General features: G+C 72.5%; 20 protein-coding genes. 12 read left to right on the plus strand and 8 right to left on the minus strand.

Annotated elements, in window-relative coordinates:
- Complete coding sequence (locus HCN51_RS18025; RefSeq protein ID WP_168010734.1) at positions 1 to 489, plus strand: hypothetical protein; 489 nt, start codon at positions 1 to 3, stop codon at positions 487 to 489.
- A gap of 65 nt (positions 490 to 554) precedes the next feature.
- On the opposite strand, the gene HCN51_RS18030 is transcribed toward HCN51_RS18025, so the two are convergent.
- Positions 555 to 1202, minus strand: a complete 648-nt coding sequence (locus HCN51_RS18030) for an NAD(P)-dependent oxidoreductase (RefSeq protein ID WP_346433693.1) — start codon at positions 1200 to 1202, stop codon at positions 555 to 557.
- Positions 1203 to 1385: 183 nt separating this feature from the next.
- On the opposite strand from HCN51_RS18030, the gene HCN51_RS18035 reads away from it, so the two are divergent.
- The 3 genes from HCN51_RS18035 (at position 1386) to HCN51_RS18045 (ending at position 3572) form a co-directional block, all read left to right on the plus strand.
- Positions 1386 to 1751 carry a winged helix-turn-helix transcriptional regulator gene (locus HCN51_RS18035; RefSeq protein ID WP_206067140.1) on the plus strand — a complete coding sequence of 122 codons (366 nt, stop codon included), beginning with the start codon at positions 1386 to 1388 and terminating at the stop codon, positions 1749 to 1751.
- Positions 1752 to 1881: 130 nt separating this feature from the next.
- Complete coding sequence (gene moaA, locus HCN51_RS18040; protein ID WP_168010735.1) at positions 1882 to 2871, plus strand: GTP 3',8-cyclase MoaA; 990 nt, start codon at positions 1882 to 1884, stop codon at positions 2869 to 2871.
- Between the two features lie 443 nt (positions 2872 to 3314).
- Complete coding sequence (locus tag HCN51_RS18045) at positions 3315 to 3572, plus strand: DUF6457 domain-containing protein (protein WP_080046528.1); 258 nt, start codon at positions 3315 to 3317, stop codon at positions 3570 to 3572.
- Between the two features lie 303 nt (positions 3573 to 3875).
- Here HCN51_RS18045 and HCN51_RS18050 read toward each other — a convergent pair whose 3' ends face one another.
- On the minus strand, positions 3876 to 4190 hold the full coding sequence (locus HCN51_RS18050; RefSeq protein ID WP_080037196.1) for a DUF3099 domain-containing protein: 315 nt from the start codon (positions 4188 to 4190) through the stop codon (positions 3876 to 3878).
- Between the two features lie 99 nt (positions 4191 to 4289).
- On the opposite strand from HCN51_RS18050, the gene HCN51_RS18055 reads away from it, so the two are divergent.
- Complete coding sequence (locus tag HCN51_RS18055) at positions 4290 to 4502, plus strand: dodecin (protein WP_080046529.1); 213 nt, start codon at positions 4290 to 4292, stop codon at positions 4500 to 4502.
- A gap of 290 nt (positions 4503 to 4792) precedes the next feature.
- Positions 4793 to 5323 (plus strand): arsenate reductase/protein-tyrosine-phosphatase family protein, encoded by a 531-nt coding sequence (locus HCN51_RS18060; protein ID WP_168010736.1) that lies wholly within the window; start codon positions 4793 to 4795, stop codon positions 5321 to 5323.
- Positions 5324 to 5511: 188 nt separating this feature from the next.
- On the opposite strand, the gene HCN51_RS18065 is transcribed toward HCN51_RS18060, so the two are convergent.
- Together HCN51_RS18065 and HCN51_RS18070 are read right to left on the minus strand one after the other, a co-directional pair.
- Entirely contained in the window at positions 5512 to 6888 is a 1377-nt protein-coding gene (locus HCN51_RS18065; RefSeq protein ID WP_346433694.1) for a metallopeptidase TldD-related protein, read from the minus strand.
- A complete protein-coding gene (locus HCN51_RS18070) occupies positions 6885 to 8378 on the minus strand; it encodes a TldD/PmbA family protein (protein WP_080037199.1) in 1494 nt (497 codons plus the stop codon). The genes HCN51_RS18065 and HCN51_RS18070 overlap by 4 nt, the downstream gene beginning before the upstream one ends.
- A gap of 77 nt (positions 8379 to 8455) precedes the next feature.
- Between HCN51_RS18070 and HCN51_RS18075 the strand changes: the two genes are divergently transcribed.
- The 3 genes from HCN51_RS18075 (at position 8456) to HCN51_RS18085 (ending at position 11654) form a co-directional block, all read left to right on the plus strand.
- Positions 8456 to 9151 (plus strand): beta-ketoacyl-ACP reductase, encoded by a 696-nt coding sequence (locus tag HCN51_RS18075; protein WP_168010737.1) that lies wholly within the window; start codon positions 8456 to 8458, stop codon positions 9149 to 9151.
- Position 9152: 1 nt separating this feature from the next.
- Positions 9153 to 9917 carry an enoyl-ACP reductase FabI gene (fabI, locus tag HCN51_RS18080; RefSeq protein WP_168010738.1) on the plus strand — a complete coding sequence of 255 codons (765 nt, stop codon included), beginning with the start codon at positions 9153 to 9155 and terminating at the stop codon, positions 9915 to 9917.
- A gap of 633 nt (positions 9918 to 10550) precedes the next feature.
- Positions 10551 to 11654: a cobalamin B12-binding domain-containing protein gene (locus HCN51_RS18085; protein WP_168010739.1), complete on the plus strand. Its 1104-nt coding sequence runs from the start codon at positions 10551 to 10553 to the stop codon at positions 11652 to 11654.
- Between the two features lie 3 nt (positions 11655 to 11657).
- On the opposite strand, the gene HCN51_RS18090 is transcribed toward HCN51_RS18085, so the two are convergent.
- From HCN51_RS18090 to HCN51_RS18105, 4 genes are all read right to left on the minus strand, one after another.
- Positions 11658 to 12005 (minus strand): STAS domain-containing protein, encoded by a 348-nt coding sequence (locus tag HCN51_RS18090; protein WP_168010740.1) that lies wholly within the window; start codon positions 12003 to 12005, stop codon positions 11658 to 11660.
- Positions 12006 to 12057: 52 nt separating this feature from the next.
- A complete protein-coding gene (locus tag HCN51_RS18095) occupies positions 12058 to 12507 on the minus strand; it encodes a hypothetical protein (protein ID WP_168010741.1) in 450 nt (149 codons plus the stop codon).
- 122 nt (positions 12508 to 12629) lie between these two features.
- On the minus strand, positions 12630 to 13484 hold the full coding sequence (locus HCN51_RS18100; protein ID WP_168010742.1) for a hypothetical protein: 855 nt from the start codon (positions 13482 to 13484) through the stop codon (positions 12630 to 12632).
- A gap of 148 nt (positions 13485 to 13632) precedes the next feature.
- Positions 13633 to 14580 carry an aldo/keto reductase gene (locus HCN51_RS18105; RefSeq protein WP_080037206.1) on the minus strand — a complete coding sequence of 316 codons (948 nt, stop codon included), beginning with the start codon at positions 14578 to 14580 and terminating at the stop codon, positions 13633 to 13635.
- A gap of 64 nt (positions 14581 to 14644) precedes the next feature.
- Here HCN51_RS18105 and HCN51_RS18110 point away from each other — a divergent pair, with 64 nt between their 5' ends.
- From HCN51_RS18110 to HCN51_RS18120, 3 genes are read left to right on the plus strand one after another with little or no spacing between them, the layout of a single operon-like run.
- Entirely contained in the window at positions 14645 to 15331 is a 687-nt protein-coding gene (locus HCN51_RS18110; RefSeq protein ID WP_168010743.1) for an MSMEG_4193 family putative phosphomutase, read from the plus strand.
- Positions 15332 to 15340: 9 nt separating this feature from the next.
- Entirely contained in the window at positions 15341 to 15889 is a 549-nt protein-coding gene (locus HCN51_RS18115) for a DUF3090 domain-containing protein (RefSeq protein WP_080037207.1), read from the plus strand.
- Complete coding sequence (locus HCN51_RS18120; RefSeq protein WP_168010744.1) at positions 15886 to 16653, plus strand: SCO1664 family protein; 768 nt, start codon at positions 15886 to 15888, stop codon at positions 16651 to 16653. The genes HCN51_RS18115 and HCN51_RS18120 overlap by 4 nt, the downstream gene beginning before the upstream one ends.
- The last annotated feature ends 14 nt before the right edge of the window (positions 16654 to 16667 follow it).

The raw sequence follows: 16667 nt of genomic DNA on the forward strand, positions 1-16667 counted from the left end.
ATGCGACGTCTAGCCGCCGGCCTGGCGGCTGCGGCCCTGGGCGCGACCGTGGTGGCCACCGCCGCCTCGCCCGCGCTCGCGGACGACCCGGGCCTCGACCCGGATGTCGCCGGCGGCCACACCAGCCTCAAGCTCGACGTGAACCCCGAGCCCGCCTGGCGGGGCAAGCCCCTCACGGTCGAGGGCAAGCTCTCCGTGGAGTGCGACGAGGACTACATCAGCGGCTTCGTCTCGGTGCACCACGCCGACTACTGCAAGAAGCAGGAGACCTGGCACCGCCTGGCGTACAAGCGGGTCGTCATCCTCTTCCGGGCCGACGGCAGCGGCCGCTGGGAGCACGTGGAGACCGTCCGCACCAGCGGCAAGGGCTACTTCGGCCTGCGGGTGCCGGCTCGGGAGTCGGGCACGTGGCGCGCGGTCTTCGAGGGCAGCAGGCACCTCGAGCCCTCGGAGGGCACGGACTGGGTGAAGGTCATCGGCCGTCACTGACGCACCGGTAACCTCGGACGCCCGGCCGGTCTCGGCCGGGCGTCCGCCATGTCAGGGGGTGGCACTCAGGAGGACACGGCCACCTGCACCCGGTGGTGCGCCGGGCTCTCCGCCTCGTCCACCACCGCCACCGCCAGATCGGCGAACGAGAAGACCGGATCCCCCTCCCGGGCCTGCGGCACCCGCCCGTCCCCGAACCGGTACCGCCCCGTCCTGGACGCCTTCTCGTCCAGCAGCACGGGCGGCGGCGCGATCACCACCCAGTCGAGCTCCGACGCCTCCAGCAGCTCCAGCTCGGCCGCGTGCCCCAGCGAGAACGCCCGCGCGTCGGCCGGGAAGCCGGGCGTGTCGATGAGCCGCACGCCGGGGGAGACCTCCAGCAGGGTCCCGATCCCCAGCGCCACCAGCCTGGACACCCCCGCCCGCCCCAGCCCGTCCACGAGCGCCCGCGTCGCGGAGGTGTAGAACTCCTCCGACGACATGTCGAGCCGCGCCGCCACCTGCACCGCCACGTCGTGCCCCGCCGCCGCCTCGCGCACGCTGCCGCCGTCGGTCACGTCCCCGGCGACCACCCGCACCCCGGGCCCGCCCAGCTCCGGATACCGCGCCGGGTCCCGCACCACGGCCGTCACCTCGTGCCCGCGCCCGGCCGCCTCCGCGACCACGTTCGCCCCGGCGCGTCCCCCGGCCCCGAACACCACGATCCTGCTCACTGCCTGCCTCCACCACGTTCGATGAACCGGCGGCCGGCGCTTCCGGCCGCCCCGCGCAGACGGTAGAGGGCGACCTGTCACTTCCCGCAACGATAGTCACCGGTGAGCAGGACGAAGGAGCCCCGGCGAGCAGGACGAAGGCACGGCCCGCCCGGCCGGCGGGAGGCGAACTACGATGGCGGGATGCCCGAGCCACTCGATCCGGACCTGTTCACCGGCTGCCCGCCGGTCGCCGCCCCGATCCGCATCGGCGACAAATGGACCGCCAAGATCATCCGCTGCCTGGAGCAGGGGCCCCGCCGCTTCACCGAGCTCCAGACCCCGCTGCGCGGCATCACCCCCAAGGTGCTCACCGAGTCCCTGCGCGCCATGGAACGCGACGGCCTGCTCACCCGCACCGCGTACCAGGAGATCCCGCCGCGCGTCGAGTACGAGCTCACCGACCTCGGCCGCAGCCTCCTGGAGCCGATGAACGCCGGCTGCGAGTGGTCCCGCCGGCACCTGCCCGAGCTGATCGCCGCCCGCGACGCCTGGCACGCCGCCTCCTGACCCCACCACACCCTCCCGGAATCGATCTAGGCGACAATGTGTTGTCCTGCCTGAAGTGGCGGATTTTGGGGGCGGACCGGCACCCGTCGTAGTCTGGGCCCTCTGGTGTACGAGCAGGAGGTGACGCCCCGTGTTGCGAGACTCGTTCGGGCGGGTGGCGACGGATCTACGGGTGTCCCTCACGGACAAGTGCAACCTGCGCTGTACGTACTGCATGCCACCCGAAGGTCTCGACTGGCTCCCGAGCGTGCAGCTCCTGACGGCCGACGAGATCGTCCGCCTGGTGACGATCGGCGTCGAACGGCTGGGCATCAAGGAGGTCCGCTACACCGGCGGCGAGCCGCTGCTGCGGCGCGAGCTGGTCGACATCGTCGGCCGCACCACCACCCTCACCCCCGAGCCGCAGATCTCCCTGACCACCAACGGCATCGGCCTGGCGCGCCTCGCCGAGCCGCTGGCCGCCGCCGGCCTGCACCGGGTGAACGTCTCCCTCGACACCCTCGACCCCGCCACGTTCAAGCGGCTCGCGCACCGCGACAGGCACGCCGACGTGATCGCCGGCCTCGCCGCCGCCGACGCCGCCGGCCTGCGCCCCGTCAAGGTGAACGCCGTCCTGATGCGCGGCGTGAACGACCACGAGGCCGTCCCGCTGCTGCGCTGGTGCCTCGACCAGGGCTACGAGCTGCGCTTCATCGAGCAGATGCCGCTCGACGCCCAGCACGGCTGGAGCCGCGAGGGCATGGTCACCGCCGACGAGATCCTCCAGCTCCTGTCCGCCTCCTTCGACCTGACCCCCGACGACGCCGAGGAGCGCGGCAGCGCCCCCGCCGAACGCTTCCTCGTGGACGGCGGCCCCGCCCGGGTCGGCGTGATCGGCTCGGTGACCCGGCCGTTCTGCGGGGCGTGCGACCGCGTCCGCCTCACCGCCGACGGCCAGATCCGCAACTGCCTGTTCGCCACCGAGGAGTCCGACCTGAAGACGCCGATGCGCGACGGCGCCTCCGACGAGGAGCTGGCGGAGCGCTGGATGGCCGCCGTCTCCCGCAAGCGCGCCGGCCACGGCATCGACGACCCGTCTTTCCTCCAGCCCTCCCGCCCCATGTCCGCCATCGGCGGCTGACCGCAGTCACGGGCCTCCCCGCCACGCCGGCCCCCCGCCCGAACCCGGCCGCGCAGACTCCGCCCTACTCCTCCCAAGTCCCACTCCTGACAACCCCACACCCGCTGGCGCCCGTACACGCTGCACCCGTACACGCTGTGCCAGCACGCGCTGCGCCCGCACGCTCAAGGGCCAAACCCGAACGCGCCTGTGCGCCCAGCGCCCGCTCTCGCCTGCACGTCCGGCACCCGATGCGCTACACGCTCGGTGCTTACGTCCGCCACACCGACCCGCTCCGCACAGCGGGGCGAGGTGCGGCAGCGCGGCCTCAGCGAGCGGAGTGGGCGGCCAAGCACGGCGCGGCGTGGCGCGGCGTAGCGTCACCCCCGGACACGCCCGCCCCAGCGCCGCCCGAGCACCCGTGACCGGGCTGCGCCACAATGAACACCCAGGAGGAGGCTCACATGCACGTGCTCAACGAATGGACCGCCCTGGCCTGCAAGGAGCTGGGCATCGACCCGGCCACGGTGGACCGCGACCAGATACTCGACCTGACCAAGGAGGTCGCCCACGGGGTGGCCAGGCCGGCCGCGCCGCTGACGGCGTACCTGCTGGGCCTGGCCCAGGGGGCGGGGACCGCGCCCGAGGACGCCGTGGCGCGTTTGACCACATTGGCGAAGAACTGGAGCGAAGCGACTACTGAGACGCTGACAGACGGCTGACACTCGAACGAACTCTTGAAGTCAAGCCCGCCCCCGCCTGAAGATTTCCTGTGAATAACGAGGCGGGGGCGGATGTAAACGATTTCGGGAAAGCCGTCCTATCCAACCGTGGGGACGGCGCACACTGATCGAAACGTGGCCGGGAAAAGGGCGACGCCGGGTGGTTACGGGGGCAAACCACCCGGCGTCGCTTCATCGGCGTTCCGACGGGGGCCCGGAACGCCGGCACCAGCACTCCGACGGGGGACCGGAGCGCTTGGCTAAAGCGTACACCTACAACCCGTGGGATGCGTCAAGACTTAGTCACGACCCGATCTCGCGTCGATGCAGCGGTATCTCGGTTTGGTTAGCTTCAGGGGACTGAAAGGTAGGTGGCGGGGCACCCTTGTCCCTCTCATTGGCCCCGATTACCGCTATGTATGGCAAAAAGACTGCGGCGGCGATGAACAGCAGCCGGTACGGCCACGGCACCGGCACCACGACCGCCAGGATCAGGCAGATCGTCCGGATCCCCATCTTGATGAGGTAGCTGACCTCACGCTTACGGATGTCCGCGGTCAGTGACGGCCGGGCGTCGGTGACCTGGTGAACATCTGGCTTCCTGCGCCACCCCTTCATGCCTTCCACGGTAGCTCCAGGGGGACACGGTGGCGACGGCAGCCCGGCACCGGCACGGAGGTCATGCGATCATGGCCTTCGAGTAAGGAGGATGTGGAGATGACGGATCGCACGTACCGGGTCACGGAGATCGTCGGCACCTCGGGGGAGAGCGTCGACCAGGCCATCCGCAACGGCATCAGGAGGGCCTCCGAAACCCTCCGGCACCTCGACTGGTTCGAGGTGACGGAGATCCGCGGGCACATCGACGCGGGGGAGGTCGCGCACTTCCAGGTCGGCATGAAGGTGGGCTTCCGCCTGGAGGACGCCTGAGTCCGGCCGAGGCCGGCCGGGGCCGGCTGAAGACGCCTGAGGCCGCATGAGGACGCCCCGGGTCCCGTGAACGGCCGTCCCGGGGCGGCGCCGAGCGGCTAGATTGGCTGTGACCCACGGGAGGGCAGACGATGGCCATTCCTCCCGCCGCGAGCGGCCCAGGGAGCGGTGCGGCAAGCGGCCCAGCAAGTGGCCCAGTCAGTGGCCCAGTCAGTGGCCCGGTAAGTGGCTCAGTCAGTGGCGGGGCGAGCGGTGCGGGCTCCGGGCGGGGCGAGTTCCGCATCCTGCTGGTGTGCACCGCCAACATCTGCCGCTCCGCCATGGCCGAGGTGATCGCCCAGGCGATGCTCCACTCCGCGGCCCTGCCCGTGGTCACGGGCAGCGCGGGGGTGCGGGCGCTGGTCGGCCACCCCATGGCCCCGCACGCGATCACCGCCCTCGACCGGCTGGGCCTGAACGGCAGGGCCCACCGCGCCCGCCTCCTCGACCGCGACCTGATCGCCTCCGCCGACCTGCTGCTCACGATGGAGGACGCGCACCGCGCCGTCGCCGTCGCCCTGGATCCGCGGGCGGCGGGCCGGACGTTCACGCTGCCCGAGTTCGCCGAGCTGGCGGCGGGCGCCGGGCAGCGCCGCTACCGCTCCGACACGGTCGAGCGGGCGCGGGCGATCGTCCAGTCGGCGGCGGAGCGGCGCGCGCGGCGGCGTCCGGCCGAGGTGCACGACCCGTACGGCGGGCCGCCGGAAGGCTACGAGGCGTGCGCCAAGACGCTCGGCGCCTCGCTCAGCCACGCCCTCGCCGCCCTCCTCGGCCCCCGCTGACCCCACCGAGCCCGCCGCGCCCCGAGCCCGCCGCGCCCCGAGCCCGCCGCGCCCCGAGCCCGCCGCGCCGAGTCCGGCCGTGCGTCCCGAGCCGGCCGTGCGTCCCGAGGCCGCCACACACGGACAGGCCCCGGCCGCGCACGTCGCGCGCCCGAGGCCCGTCGGTCAAGCAGGAGACCCTGCCGGGGTCAGCTGGCCTGGCTGACCGTCGACATGTTGAAGTCCGGCACCCGCACCGGCGGCATGATCGTCCGCTGGAAGTAGTCGTTCCACTCGCGCGGCAGCGTCTGCGCGCTGCCCCCCACCTCGGTCAGCCGCCCCAGCAGGTCGACGGGGCTCTCGTTGAACCGGAAGTTGTTCACCTCGCCGACGACCTCGCCGTGCTCGATCAGGTAGACCCCGTCGCGGGTGAGCCCGGTAAGCAGCAGCGTCTGCGGGTCGACCTCGCGGATGTACCACAGGCAGGTGACGAGGAGCCCGCGCCGGGTGGAGGCGATCATCTCCTCCAGGGACGGCGAGGGCCCGCCGGCCGGACCCGACATGATGAGGTTGTCGATGCCGGGCGTCACCGGCAGGCCGCTCAGCTCGGCCGAGTAGCGGGTCTGCAGCAGCGCCTCCAGCCGCCCGTCCTTGATCCAGTCGGTACGCCCCAGCGGCAGCCCGTTGTCGAACACGGAGCTCTCCCGCCCGGAGGCGTGGGCCGTCACGAACGGCGCGCACGCGATGCCCGCCGCCCCCGGGTCGCTCGACAGCGACACGGGCAGGGTGGCGAGCTGCTCGCCCACGCGAGTGCCTCCGCCGGGCTTGGCGAACACCGAGCGCCCGTCGAGCGCGTCGCGCGCCCCCGACGACCAGAACATGTAGATCATCAGGTCGGCCACCGCGCTGGGCGGCAGCAGCGTCTCGTAGCGGCCGGCGGGCAGGTCGACCCGCGTCTTGGCCCACTCCAGCCGCTGCGCGAGCGAGTTGCCGAGCGCCGCCACGTCGACGTCCGTGAAGTCCTGCGTGGACACGCCCGTCCACGCCGAGCGCTTCAGGTCGCCGGACTTGGCGTTCAGCTCCAGCCGCCCGGTCGGCTGGTCGTGCCGCAGCCGCACGCCGGTGGACGTGCCGAGGAACGTCGAGGTCAGCGAGTGCTCCGCGAACCCGTACAGCCTCCTGCCGCCCGCCTCCGCGGCCGAGAACGCCTCGCCGAGCGCCGGCGCGAACCCCTCGAACACGCCGATGTCGGTCGGCCGCACGTCCTCGCCCCAGTGCGGCGAGGCGGGGCCGGCCTCGACGAGCGGGCGGGCGTCCTCGGCGGGCTGCGCGTCACGCGCCGCCGCGTCGGCCGCCGCCACCACGTCGGCCAGCTGCTCGTCGCGTACGGCCGCCCGCGACACCACGCCCACGCCCTGCCCCGCGATCGAGATCACGGTCAGGCGGGCGGAGCGGGCGACGCCGTTCGTGGTCAAGGTGTTGCCCGCGAAGCGCAGGTTGGCCGTGGAGCCCTCGTCCACGAGCACCACGCAGCCGTCGTTGCGGGAGAGCTCCAGAGCCCTCTCCACCATCTCCTGAGGAGTCACTTCCCACCCTCCTGCACGGTGTTGAGGATCCGCACGCCCCTGAACAGCGCCGCCGGGCAGCCGTGGCTGACCGGCGCGACCTGGCCCGGCTGGCCCTTGCCGCAGTTGAAGGCGCCGCCCAGCACGTACGTCTGTGGCCCGCCGACCGCCTCCATCGACTGCCAGAAGTCCGTCGTGGTCGCCTGGTAGGCGAAGTCCCTGACCTGGCCGTCCAGCTTCCCGTGGGAGATCTTGTACGCCCGCTGGCCGGTGAACTGGAAGTTGTAGCGCTGCATGTCGATCGACCAGCTCTTGTCGCCGACGATGTAGATGCCCCGCTCCACGCCCGCGATCAGCTCCTCCGTGGAGGGGCCGCCGGGCGCCGCCGCCAGCGACACGTTCGCCATGCGCTGGATCGGCATGTGGCCGGGCGAGTCGGCGAACGCGCACCCGTTGGAGCGGCCGAGCCCCTTCATCAGCGCCATCCGCCGGTCGAGCTGGTAGCCCACCAGGATGCCGTCCTTGACGATGTCGAAGCTCTGGCCCTGCACGCCCTCGTCGTCGAAGCCGACCGTGGCCAGGCCGTGCTCGACCGTGCGGTCACCGGTCACGTTCATCACCGGCGAGCCGTAGACCAGCTCGCCGAGCTGGTCGAACGTGGCGAAGCTGGTGCCCGCGTACGCCGCCTCGTAGCCCAGCGCCCGGTCGAGCTCGGTGGCGTGGCCGATCGACTCGTGGATCGTCAGCCACAGGTTGGACGGGTCGATCACCAGGTCGTAGTCGCCCGCCTCGACCGACGGCGCCGCCAGCTTCTCCGCCAGCAGCTCCGGCAGCCGGGCCAGCTCGCCCTGCCAGTCCCAGCCCGTGCCGGTCAGGTACTCGTAGCCGCGGCCCACCGGCGGCGCGATCGTCGACATGTCGTCGAAGCCGCTCTCGGTCGCCTTCATCGCGTTGAGCTTCGGATGCACCCGCACCCGCTGCTGCGTGGTCACCGTGCCGGCCGTGTCGGCGTAGAACTTCTGCTCCTTGACCTGCAGCAGCCGCGCCGACACGTGGTCGGCGCCCTTCAGCAGGCCCGCCGACCACTCCGCCAGCAGGCCGACCTTGTCGGCCGCCGGCACCTCGAACGGGTCCACGTCGTACGCCGACACCCACACGGCGTCGGCGTGCACCGGCTCGGCGGCCAGCTCGATGGGCTCCCTGTTGATGGGGGCGCTCACCTCCGCCACCCGCACCGCCTGCTCCGCCACCACGGCGGCGGCCTCGGGCGTCAGGTGGATGCCGGCGGCGAACCCCCAGGTGCCGTCCTTGACGACGCGGACGGCGTAGCCCAGATCGTCGGCGTCCATGGCGCCTTCGAGCCGGGTGTCGTAGAGGCTCAGCGTCTCGGCTCTGACGCGTTCGAGCCGGAAGTCGGCATGCTGCGCGCCGAGCTCGCGAGCGCGTTGCAGGGCGGCGTCCGCCAGCTGCCGCAGCGGCAGCTCCAGGAAATCGGGGTCGATCTGGCGCATGTCCACGATCCTAACCCTGTGATCTTGTGCCACCCGGACAAGCCGAAACTCGCCCGTACGAGATAGCGTCAGGTCTCATGGCACGCTCTGTACTCGTCACCGGGGGCAATCGCGGCATAGGCCTCGCGATCGCCCGTGAACTCGCCGCGGCCGGCGACGCCGTCGCGGTCACCTACCGATCGGGGGAGCCGCCCGAGGGCCTGTTCGGCGTGCGCTGCGACGTCACCAGCACCGCCGACGTCGAGGCCGCCTTCGACAAGGTGGAGGCCGAGCACGGCCCCGTCGAGGTCGTGGTCTCCAACGCCGGCATCACCAAAGACACGCTGCTGGCCATGATGAAGGAAGAGACCTTCACCGACGTCATCGACGCCAACCTCACCGGCGCCTACCGCGTCGCCAAGCGGGCCATCAGGCCCATGATGCGGCTCAAGCGCGGCCGCATCATCCTCATCTCCTCCGTCGTCGGCCTGTCCGGCCAGGCCGGCCAGGCCAACTACGCCGCCTCCAAGGCCGGCCTCGTCGGCTTCGCCCGCTCCCTGGCCCGCGAGTACGGCTCCCGCAACATCACCGTCAACGTCGTCTCGCCCGGCTTCGTCGCCACCGACATGACCGCAGACCTCGACCACGAGGCGATCGTGGCCAACATCCCCCTCGGACGGCAGGCCGCCCCCGAGGAGATCGCGCGCGTCGTCCGCTTCCTGTCGAGCGACGACGCCTCCTACATCACCGGAGCCGTGATCCCGGTCGACGGCGGACTCGGAATGGGGCACTGACATGGGCATTCTCGAAGGCAAGCGGATCCTCGTCACCGGCGTGCTCACCGACGCCTCCATCGCGTTCGCGGTGGCCAAGCTGGCCCAGGAAGAGGGCGCCACGGTCGTCCTGACCGGGTTCGGCCGGCTCAGCCTCGTCGAACGCATCGCCAAGCGCCTGCCCACGCCGGCGCCGGTGCTGGAGCTCGACGTCCAGAACACCGAGCACCTCGACACCCTCGCCGCCCGCGTCGGCGAGCACGTCGACGGCCTCGACGGCGTCGTCCACTCCATCGGCTTCGCCCCGCAGACCGCGATGGGCGGCAACTTCCTCAACACCTCCTGGGAGGACGTCGCCACGGCGCTGCAGGTCTCCACGTACTCGTACAAGTCGCTCGCCGTGGCCTGCCTGCCCCTCATGAAGGAGGGCGGCGCCGTCGTCGGCCTCGACTTCGACGCCTCCAAGGCGTGGCCCGTCTATGACTGGATGGGCGTCGCCAAGGCCGGCCTCGAGTCCTGCAACCGCTACCTGGCCCGCGACCTCGGCAAGCACAACATCCGCGTCAACCTGGTGGCGGCCGGCCCGCTGCGCACGATGGCGGCCAAGTCGATCCCCGGCTTCAAGGAGTTCGAGGACAGCTGGCCCGAAAAGGCCCCGCTGGGCTGGGACCTCGCCGACACGCTGCCGACGGCCCGGGCGTGCGTGGCTTTGATGTCCGACTGGTTCCCGGCCACCACGGGCGAGATCGTCCACGTGGACGGCGGCGTCCACGCCATCGGCACCTGACCGCATCTTTTTGCGGGCTTTCGGGCAAACACCCATCTTTTACGGCAAAGCCCACGGCGCGCCACCCGCCGCACGTGGCCGGCCCCTGTCCAGGGGCACGCTCCTCCGGCTCCCGGGCCGGCCACCGCAACGCGCGCATCGTGGGCCATCCGCGTGGCACCCCCATCCCATGCACCACACGAACGGGCCCCGGCCAGGGCTCGCGCTCCGGGGTCTCGTGCGCTGAGACCCGTACGCCAGGGCTCCGACTCCGGCGCCTCGCACCTTGGGCCGCACTGCGGGCCTCGCCCATCGGGCCCCGCGCGCCGGGCCCGCACTCTGGGGTTCGCTCCTCGGCGCCCGCACCCCGGCTCCGGCGCGACGGCTCCTGGCGCCGGGTCGGCGGCTGTGCGGAGCAGGACGCAACGCGGACGGCGCTCGGTGCTGGAGACGCCCGACGCCCTGCAAGCAGGCCACACCCGCTCCCGGCGCCGCGTCGCGAGCAGGTGTGCGGTGAAGCCCGGCGCAACGCGGGCGGCGCCCAAGCGAGCGGTCGGGCGCCTGAGCCGTCAGGGGCGGTGGGCGGGTGCTTGACCGCTTGCCCGCGGCGCGCGATGTTGGCCGGGAATCGTCCACGACGAGGGAGGCGGCCCCATGGGCGACGGCATCGAGAGCCTCATCGGGAAGATCTGGGCGTCGGCGCTCGACGGGGACGACCACGGCGCGGTCGACGCCGCGGTGGCGGCGCTCGACGACGGCCTGCCCGTGGAGGACCTGCTGCTCGACGTGGTGGCCCCCGTCCAGTTGCGGGTCGGGGACGCGTGGGCGGCCAACGAGGTGACCGTCGCCCAGGAGCACATCGCCACCGCCGTCGGCGAGCGGGTGCTGGCCGCCGCGGCGCGTCACCGGGCGGCCCGCGCGCGGCACGTGGGCGTCAACGGGCGGGCCGCGGTGGCGTGCGTGGACGGTGAGTGGCATGCCTTTCCCGCGCGGCTGCTGGCCGAGGTGCTGCGTCTGAACGGCTGGCGGGTCGACTACCTGGGCCCGCACGTGCCCACCCCGTACCTGCCGATTCACGTGCGGGGCTCGGAGGCGGACGTGGTGCTGCTGTCGGCGTCGCTGCCCACCCGGTTGCCCGCCGCGCACGAGGCGATCAGGGCGTGCCGGGAGACGGGCAGGCCGGTGCTGGCGGGCGGTGCCGCGTTCGGCGCCGACGGCCGCTACGCCCGCATGCTGGGCGCCGACGGCTGGGCCCCGGACGGCCGCGGCGCCGCGTACCACTTGGCCGGCCGCCCGGTGCGCGGCAGCGTGCCGGACCCCACCACGAGCCCGGCGCCGGAGATGGCCGCGCCGGAGCGAGCCGGCCAGGACGCTCCGCCCGGCCCCGAGTACGCCTACGTGGCCGGGATCGCCCAGGACCTCGCCGACTCGGTCGTCCAAGACCTCAGCGAGCACCTCCCCGAAATGGCCGCCTACACCGCCCGCCAGAGAAAGCACACGCGCGACGACATCGGCCACATCATCGACTTCCTGGCCATGTCCCTCTACGTGACCGACCGGACCCTGTTCTCCCGCTTCCTCCTCTGGACGGCCGGCGTCCTGACGGCCCGCGACGTCCCGGAGGAGACCCTGCTCCCGGCACTGGAGCTGGTGGCGGCAGGGCTTGAGGGCTGCCCGGGAGCGCGGGAGACGGTGGAGCACGGGCGGGAGGTGCTGCGCGGGGAGCGCGGCAAGCAGAAGCCCAGGCACCCGTTCTGAGGTTCAGCCGAGGTCCAGCGCGGCCATGGCCTCGGCGACGGAGGTGAACAGCGGCAGCAGGTCCGCAAGGCCGCCGCGGCCCAGGGCCTCGTGGATGGAGCCGCGGCGGTCGGTCAGCGCCATCAGGCCGCCCTGCCGCCGCATGTGGTGGGCCAGGAGCACGAGGACGTCCACGCCGTAGTCGTCGAGGAAGTGCAGCTCGCTGACGTCGACGATGAGCCGGGCCCCTTCGCCGCAGAGCTGGGCGATCTCCCGCTCGACCTGGTCCACGGTGGCATCGTCGAGACTGCCACTGAGGGCGATGACCGCCCATGTGCGCTGGAAGTCCGGAACTTCCCTGCGTTCCGCCACGATCCCTGATCGTCCCACCGGTTCGGCATGGTTGGGCGGACTTCACCTGCCCTCACGGCGGCGATCCATCCGGGGCGGTGGGAGCGGATCCGGGCCGGGAGGAGGTGACCCAGGCGATCTTGGCGAGGCGGGCCTGTTCGGCGGCGCGATCGTGCCAGGCGGCGCGTTCGAGGTGGCTGGCGGTGTCCCCGTGGCCGCGCTCTGCGCGGGCGCGGAAGTGGTGGGCGGCCTGCTCGTGGACGCCGATGAGGACCTGGTAGGCGAGGGCCTGGTCGAGGGTGGCGCGCAGCGGCACGGGAACGGGGCGGGAGGCGTCGGGGCCGGCGGGCGGGCCGCCCTGGCGCAGGGCCTCTAATCGCACGCGAGCCCTGCGGGCGCGTTCGGCGGCGCGGGCGGCGCGTTCGCCGGCGGCCTTGGCCAGCCGCCGGAACCCGTCGTTCAGCCGGGGATCCACCCCGAACGGGCCGGGGACTTCCAGGGGAGAACGCTCCAGTGCGGACATGGCGGCTCCTCGAAGCGCGAGCGTCACCCCGCCACTGCGGCGGCCCCATCATCCGCCCCCGGCATTGGAGGTGGGCTCACCTACCAAGATAAGCCGCTTCGTGTCCGTTGCAACACACCGTGTCACGCGAGGCGGTGCCGGCCGTTGCCCGCCCTGGCGGGCTCGAAGGGGATCGAGTCGGCGGGCTCGTGGCGCTGCCGGCGCTGCTGGACGATGCGGGTGGCCAGCACCGCCGAGCCGAGCAGCGCGATCGTCAGCACGGTGCCGAGCACGTCGGAGGCGGGCGGGGTGGGCCGCACGACGCGTTGGTCCTGCATGGGGACGGCGAGCTCGTGCGCGAACGGGTTGGGCCACAGCAGGTCGACCCGCGGCTCCTCGGCGTGGGCGGTCTTCTTCTCCTCGACGGGCGCGCCGGTGTCGACGCTCTGCGGGCGGCTGTCCGGCTGCGTGGTGCGGGGCGCGGCGGGGACCGTGGCGGTGCTCTCCCAGCCCCGTCCGGTGCGGACGGCGCCCGGCGTGGCCGACGGCGGCGTGGGCCGGGGGGTGATCTTGCCGACGACGCCCTGGTCCTCGCAGGCGAGCACCGGCAGGCACACGTTGCCGAGCGTCTCCGGCACCAGGCCGGTGCGGGTGGGCCTGGGGGAGGAGGTAGCGGACGGCCTGGGGGAGGAGGTGCTGGGAGCGGCGGTGGAGGGGGTCGCCTTGGTGGTGGGCACGGCCTCGCCGACCCGGCCGAGCACCTCGTCGGTGGCCTTGTCGACGCCGTCGGTCACGGGGTCGGTGGCGCCGCCGGTCAGGGTGTCGACGGTGCCGGTGACGGCGTCGACGACGTCGCACAACGTGTTGGTCACCCCGGAGAGCAGGCCCCCGTCGCGCGTGCAGTCCTGGACGGCGGCCGAGGCGGCAGGGGCCCCCACCGGGACGGCCGCCAGCGCCACCGCGAGAACTCCAGCCGAGATCGCGGTCCTGCTCCCCATCCGTCCCCTCCTGCGTCGCTTCCGGGGGAAATCTTTATGGACATCGCGCGTCAGACGCAGGCGTTTGCCGGGTAAAGTTGCGATTCGGTATCGAGTAGTGATACGCGAGAACGTCTCTCGTTCGCTCGCGTGCCGCCCGGGCGGCCGGTCAGTCGAGCGAGGAGACGTCATCGAGGGCCTCGCGGATCTCTATGGGCAGCACGACGTCCTCGGCGGGCAGCACTCCCTTGAGCTGCGCGTGCGTGCGCGCCCCGACGATGGCGGAGGCCACGCACGGCTGGTCGCGCACCCACGACAGGGCCACGGCCAGGGGCGAGACACCGAGCCCGTCGGCCGCGGTCATGACCGACTCCACCACCCGGCGGCTGCGCTCGTCGAGGTAGGGGCGGACGAAGTCGGCGAAGTGCGGCGTGGCGGCGCGCGAGTCGGCCGGGATGCCGGTGCGGTACTTGCCGGTCAGCACCCCGCGCCCCAGCGGCGACCAGGCCAGCACGCCCACCCCCAGGTGCGCCGCGGCGGGCAGCAGCTCCCGCTCCGGCTCGCGGGCCAGCAGGGAGTATTCGGCCTGGGCGGAGGTGATCGGGATGCGGCCGGGGATCATCTTCTGGGTCACGGCGGCGGCGGCGAGCTGCCAGCCGGTGTAGTCGCAGACTCCGGCGTAGACGGCGCGGCCGGAGGAGACGATGGCGTCGAGCGCGGCCAGGGTCTCCTCCAGCGGCACCTCGGCGTCGTAGGTGTGCAGCTGCCACAGGTCGACGTAGTCGAGGCCGAGGCGGTTGAGCGAGTCGTCGACGGCGGCGATCAGGTGGCGCCTGGAGGCGTCGCGGGGGCGGCGGCCAGCCGGTGTCACCACGGCCTTGGTGGAGATGACCAGCTCGGAGCGCGGCACCGCGTCGCGCAGCATCCGCCCCAGCAGCCGCTCGGCGTCGCCGCCGGTGTAGACGTCGGCGGTGTCGACCAGGGTGCCGCCCGCGTCCATGAACGTGCGGAGCTGGGCGGCGGCCTCGTCCGCGTCGGTGTCACGACCCCAGGTCATCGTGCCGAGCCCCAGGCGGGACACCGACAGGCCGCTGTGGCCGACATAGCGCTGCTCCATGATCCTGCCAGGTTACCGTCCAGGCCGATGAAACGTGGTGATCGACGCCTGCGACACTTGCTGGATGACCACGCTGCTTCTGGTCCGGCACGGGCTGACGGACCTCACCGGGCCGGTGCTGGCCGGCCGCACCCCAGGGGTGCATCTGAGCGAGGCGGGAAGGGCGCAGGCCGCCGCGCTCGCCGGGCGCGTCGCGGGCGTCAGGCTCGACGCCATTGTCTCCAGTCCGCTGGAGCGCTGCCGGGAAACGGCACAAGCGGTCGCGCGAGGACGGGGGCTGGACGTCCAGGTCGACGACCGGCTGATCGAGTGCGGCTACGGCGAGTGGACGGGCCGGCCGCTCAAGGAGCTCGCCAAGGACCCGCTGTGGCAGGTCGTGCAGGCGCACCCGAGCGCGGCGGCGTTTCCGGACGGGGAGTCGCTGGCCGACATGCAGCACCGGGCGGTCGCGGCGATCCGTGCATGGAACCGTACTCTCGGTAGTAAGGGTGTCTACCTGGCGTGCAGCCACGGCGACGTGATCAAGGCGATCGTCGCGGACGCTCTGGGCCTGCATCTCGATCAGTTTCAGCGGATAACGGCTGATCCGGCGGCTGTCACCGTCATTCGCTATGCCCCCTTGCGCCCCTTTGTTCTCAGGCTCAACGATATGGGGGAATTGCGGCTTCCTGAGGATTCGGAGGAGAAAGACGGGGGAGAAAACCTCACCGGGAGCGATGCCGCCGTCGGCGGCGGGTCCGGAACCACGTAAGGTCAGGCTATGCCGGTCTTCGACTACGACCCACCAGAGAGGTTCGTCGCCGGTGCCTTGGGGCAGCCAGGCGCACGGGTCTTTTTTCTGCAGGCCAGGGCCGAGGGCAGACTGACCACGGTGGCGCTGGAGAAATTGCAGGTCGCCGCACTCGCGGGCAGGCTCGACGAGCTGCTCGACGAGGTGCTGCGGCTCAGCGGGGGCACCGCGCAGGTGCCCGCACTGGCCCCGGCCGACCTGGCCGACGACGCTCCGCTCGACGCGCCGGTCGCGGAGGACTTCCGCGTCGGCACCATGGCGCTGACCTGGGATGCCGAGAAGTCGCAGGTGGTGATAGAGGCGCAGGAGGTCATCGACGAGGACGATCTCGACAGGCCCGATCCGGCGGTGCTGCGCGTGCGCATCAGCGCCGGGGCCGCGCGCGCCTTCACCCAGCGAGCCCTCCAGATCGTCGCGGCGGGCCGACCGCCGTGCCCCCTGTGCGGGCAGCCCCTCGACGCCGCCGGTCACGTCTGTGTCCGTCTCAACGGCTACCGCGGGGGTGAGGCGGCTTCATGACCGCTCCCGAGAGCGAACCGGCCATCAAGCCTCCCTCCCCACCGCCGTCCATGCATGACGAGGAGGCGCTCGCGCTGCTGCGCGACGGCACGCTCGAGGTCGCCGGCCGCCTCGTCGAGGCGACCAACATGACGCTGTACTGCTCGGTCAAGCTGGGCGACAGGTCGGCCGCCTGCGTCTACAAGCCCGTACGCGGCGAGCGCCCCCTGTGGGACTTCCCCGACGGCACCCTCGCGGCCCGCGAGGTGGCGGCGTTCGAGGTCTCCCAGGCCACCGGCTGGCGCATCGTCCCGCCCACGGTCTACCGCGACGGGCCGTTCGGCCCCGGCATGTGCCAGCTGTGGATCGACACCGAGCGCGAGATCGACCTCATGCGGCTGGTCAAGAGCCGCAACCCGGTCGTGCGGCGGATGGCGGTGTTCGACGCGGTGGTCAACAACGCCGACCGCAAGGGCGGCCACCTGCTGCCGCTGCCCACGGGCCACGTGTACGGCGTCGACCACGGCGTCTGCTTCTCGGTGGAGGACAAACTCCGCACGGTCCTGTGGCAGTGGCGCGGCAAGCCCCTGGCCCGCGAGGCGGTGGCGGTGCTGGCCAAGCTCGAGCGCGACATCGAGTCGGGCTCGCTCGGGCGGCGGCTGCGCGAGCTGCTGACGGCCGCGGAGGTGGAGGCCACCTGGCAGCGGGTCAGGCGGCTGCTCGACACCGGCGTGCATCCGTACCCGTCGGAGGGCTGGCCGGCCATACCCTGGCCCCCCATCTGAACGATCGAGGGCCC

Origin of the sequence: Nonomuraea composti (assembly GCF_012034275.1) — a bacterium.
Classification (GTDB): domain Bacteria; phylum Actinomycetota; class Actinomycetes; order Streptosporangiales; family Streptosporangiaceae; genus Nonomuraea; species Nonomuraea composti.

What these genes read in the sequence shown, in the direction of transcription:
- HCN51_RS18025 (WP_168010734.1), top strand. Translation starts at nt 1, where the DNA reads ATGCGACGTCTAGCCGCCGGCCTGGCGGCTGCGGCCCTGGGCGCGACC.
- HCN51_RS18035 (WP_206067140.1), top strand. Translation starts at nt 1,386, where the DNA reads ATGCCCGAGCCACTCGATCCGGACCTGTTCACCGGCTGCCCGCCGGTC.
- HCN51_RS18045 (WP_080046528.1), top strand. Translation starts at nt 3,315, where the DNA reads ATGCACGTGCTCAACGAATGGACCGCCCTGGCCTGCAAGGAGCTGGGC.
- HCN51_RS18050 (WP_080037196.1), bottom strand. Translation starts at nt 4,190, where the DNA reads ATGAAGGGGTGGCGCAGGAAGCCAGATGTTCACCAGGTCACCGACGCC.
- HCN51_RS18055 (WP_080046529.1), top strand. Translation starts at nt 4,290, where the DNA reads ATGACGGATCGCACGTACCGGGTCACGGAGATCGTCGGCACCTCGGGG.
- HCN51_RS18070 (WP_080037199.1), bottom strand. Translation starts at nt 8,378, where the DNA reads ATGCGCCAGATCGACCCCGATTTCCTGGAGCTGCCGCTGCGGCAGCTG.
- HCN51_RS18075 (WP_168010737.1), top strand. Translation starts at nt 8,456, where the DNA reads ATGGCACGCTCTGTACTCGTCACCGGGGGCAATCGCGGCATAGGCCTC.
- fabI (WP_168010738.1), top strand. Translation starts at nt 9,153, where the DNA reads ATGGGCATTCTCGAAGGCAAGCGGATCCTCGTCACCGGCGTGCTCACC.
- HCN51_RS18085 (WP_168010739.1), top strand. Translation starts at nt 10,551, where the DNA reads ATGGGCGACGGCATCGAGAGCCTCATCGGGAAGATCTGGGCGTCGGCG.
- HCN51_RS18095 (WP_168010741.1), bottom strand. Translation starts at nt 12,507, where the DNA reads ATGTCCGCACTGGAGCGTTCTCCCCTGGAAGTCCCCGGCCCGTTCGGG.
- HCN51_RS18100 (WP_168010742.1), bottom strand. Translation starts at nt 13,484, where the DNA reads ATGGGGAGCAGGACCGCGATCTCGGCTGGAGTTCTCGCGGTGGCGCTG.
- HCN51_RS18105 (WP_080037206.1), bottom strand. Translation starts at nt 14,580, where the DNA reads ATGGAGCAGCGCTATGTCGGCCACAGCGGCCTGTCGGTGTCCCGCCTG.
- HCN51_RS18110 (WP_168010743.1), top strand. Translation starts at nt 14,645, where the DNA reads ATGACCACGCTGCTTCTGGTCCGGCACGGGCTGACGGACCTCACCGGG.
- HCN51_RS18115 (WP_080037207.1), top strand. Translation starts at nt 15,341, where the DNA reads ATGCCGGTCTTCGACTACGACCCACCAGAGAGGTTCGTCGCCGGTGCC.
- HCN51_RS18120 (WP_168010744.1), top strand. Translation starts at nt 15,886, where the DNA reads ATGACCGCTCCCGAGAGCGAACCGGCCATCAAGCCTCCCTCCCCACCG.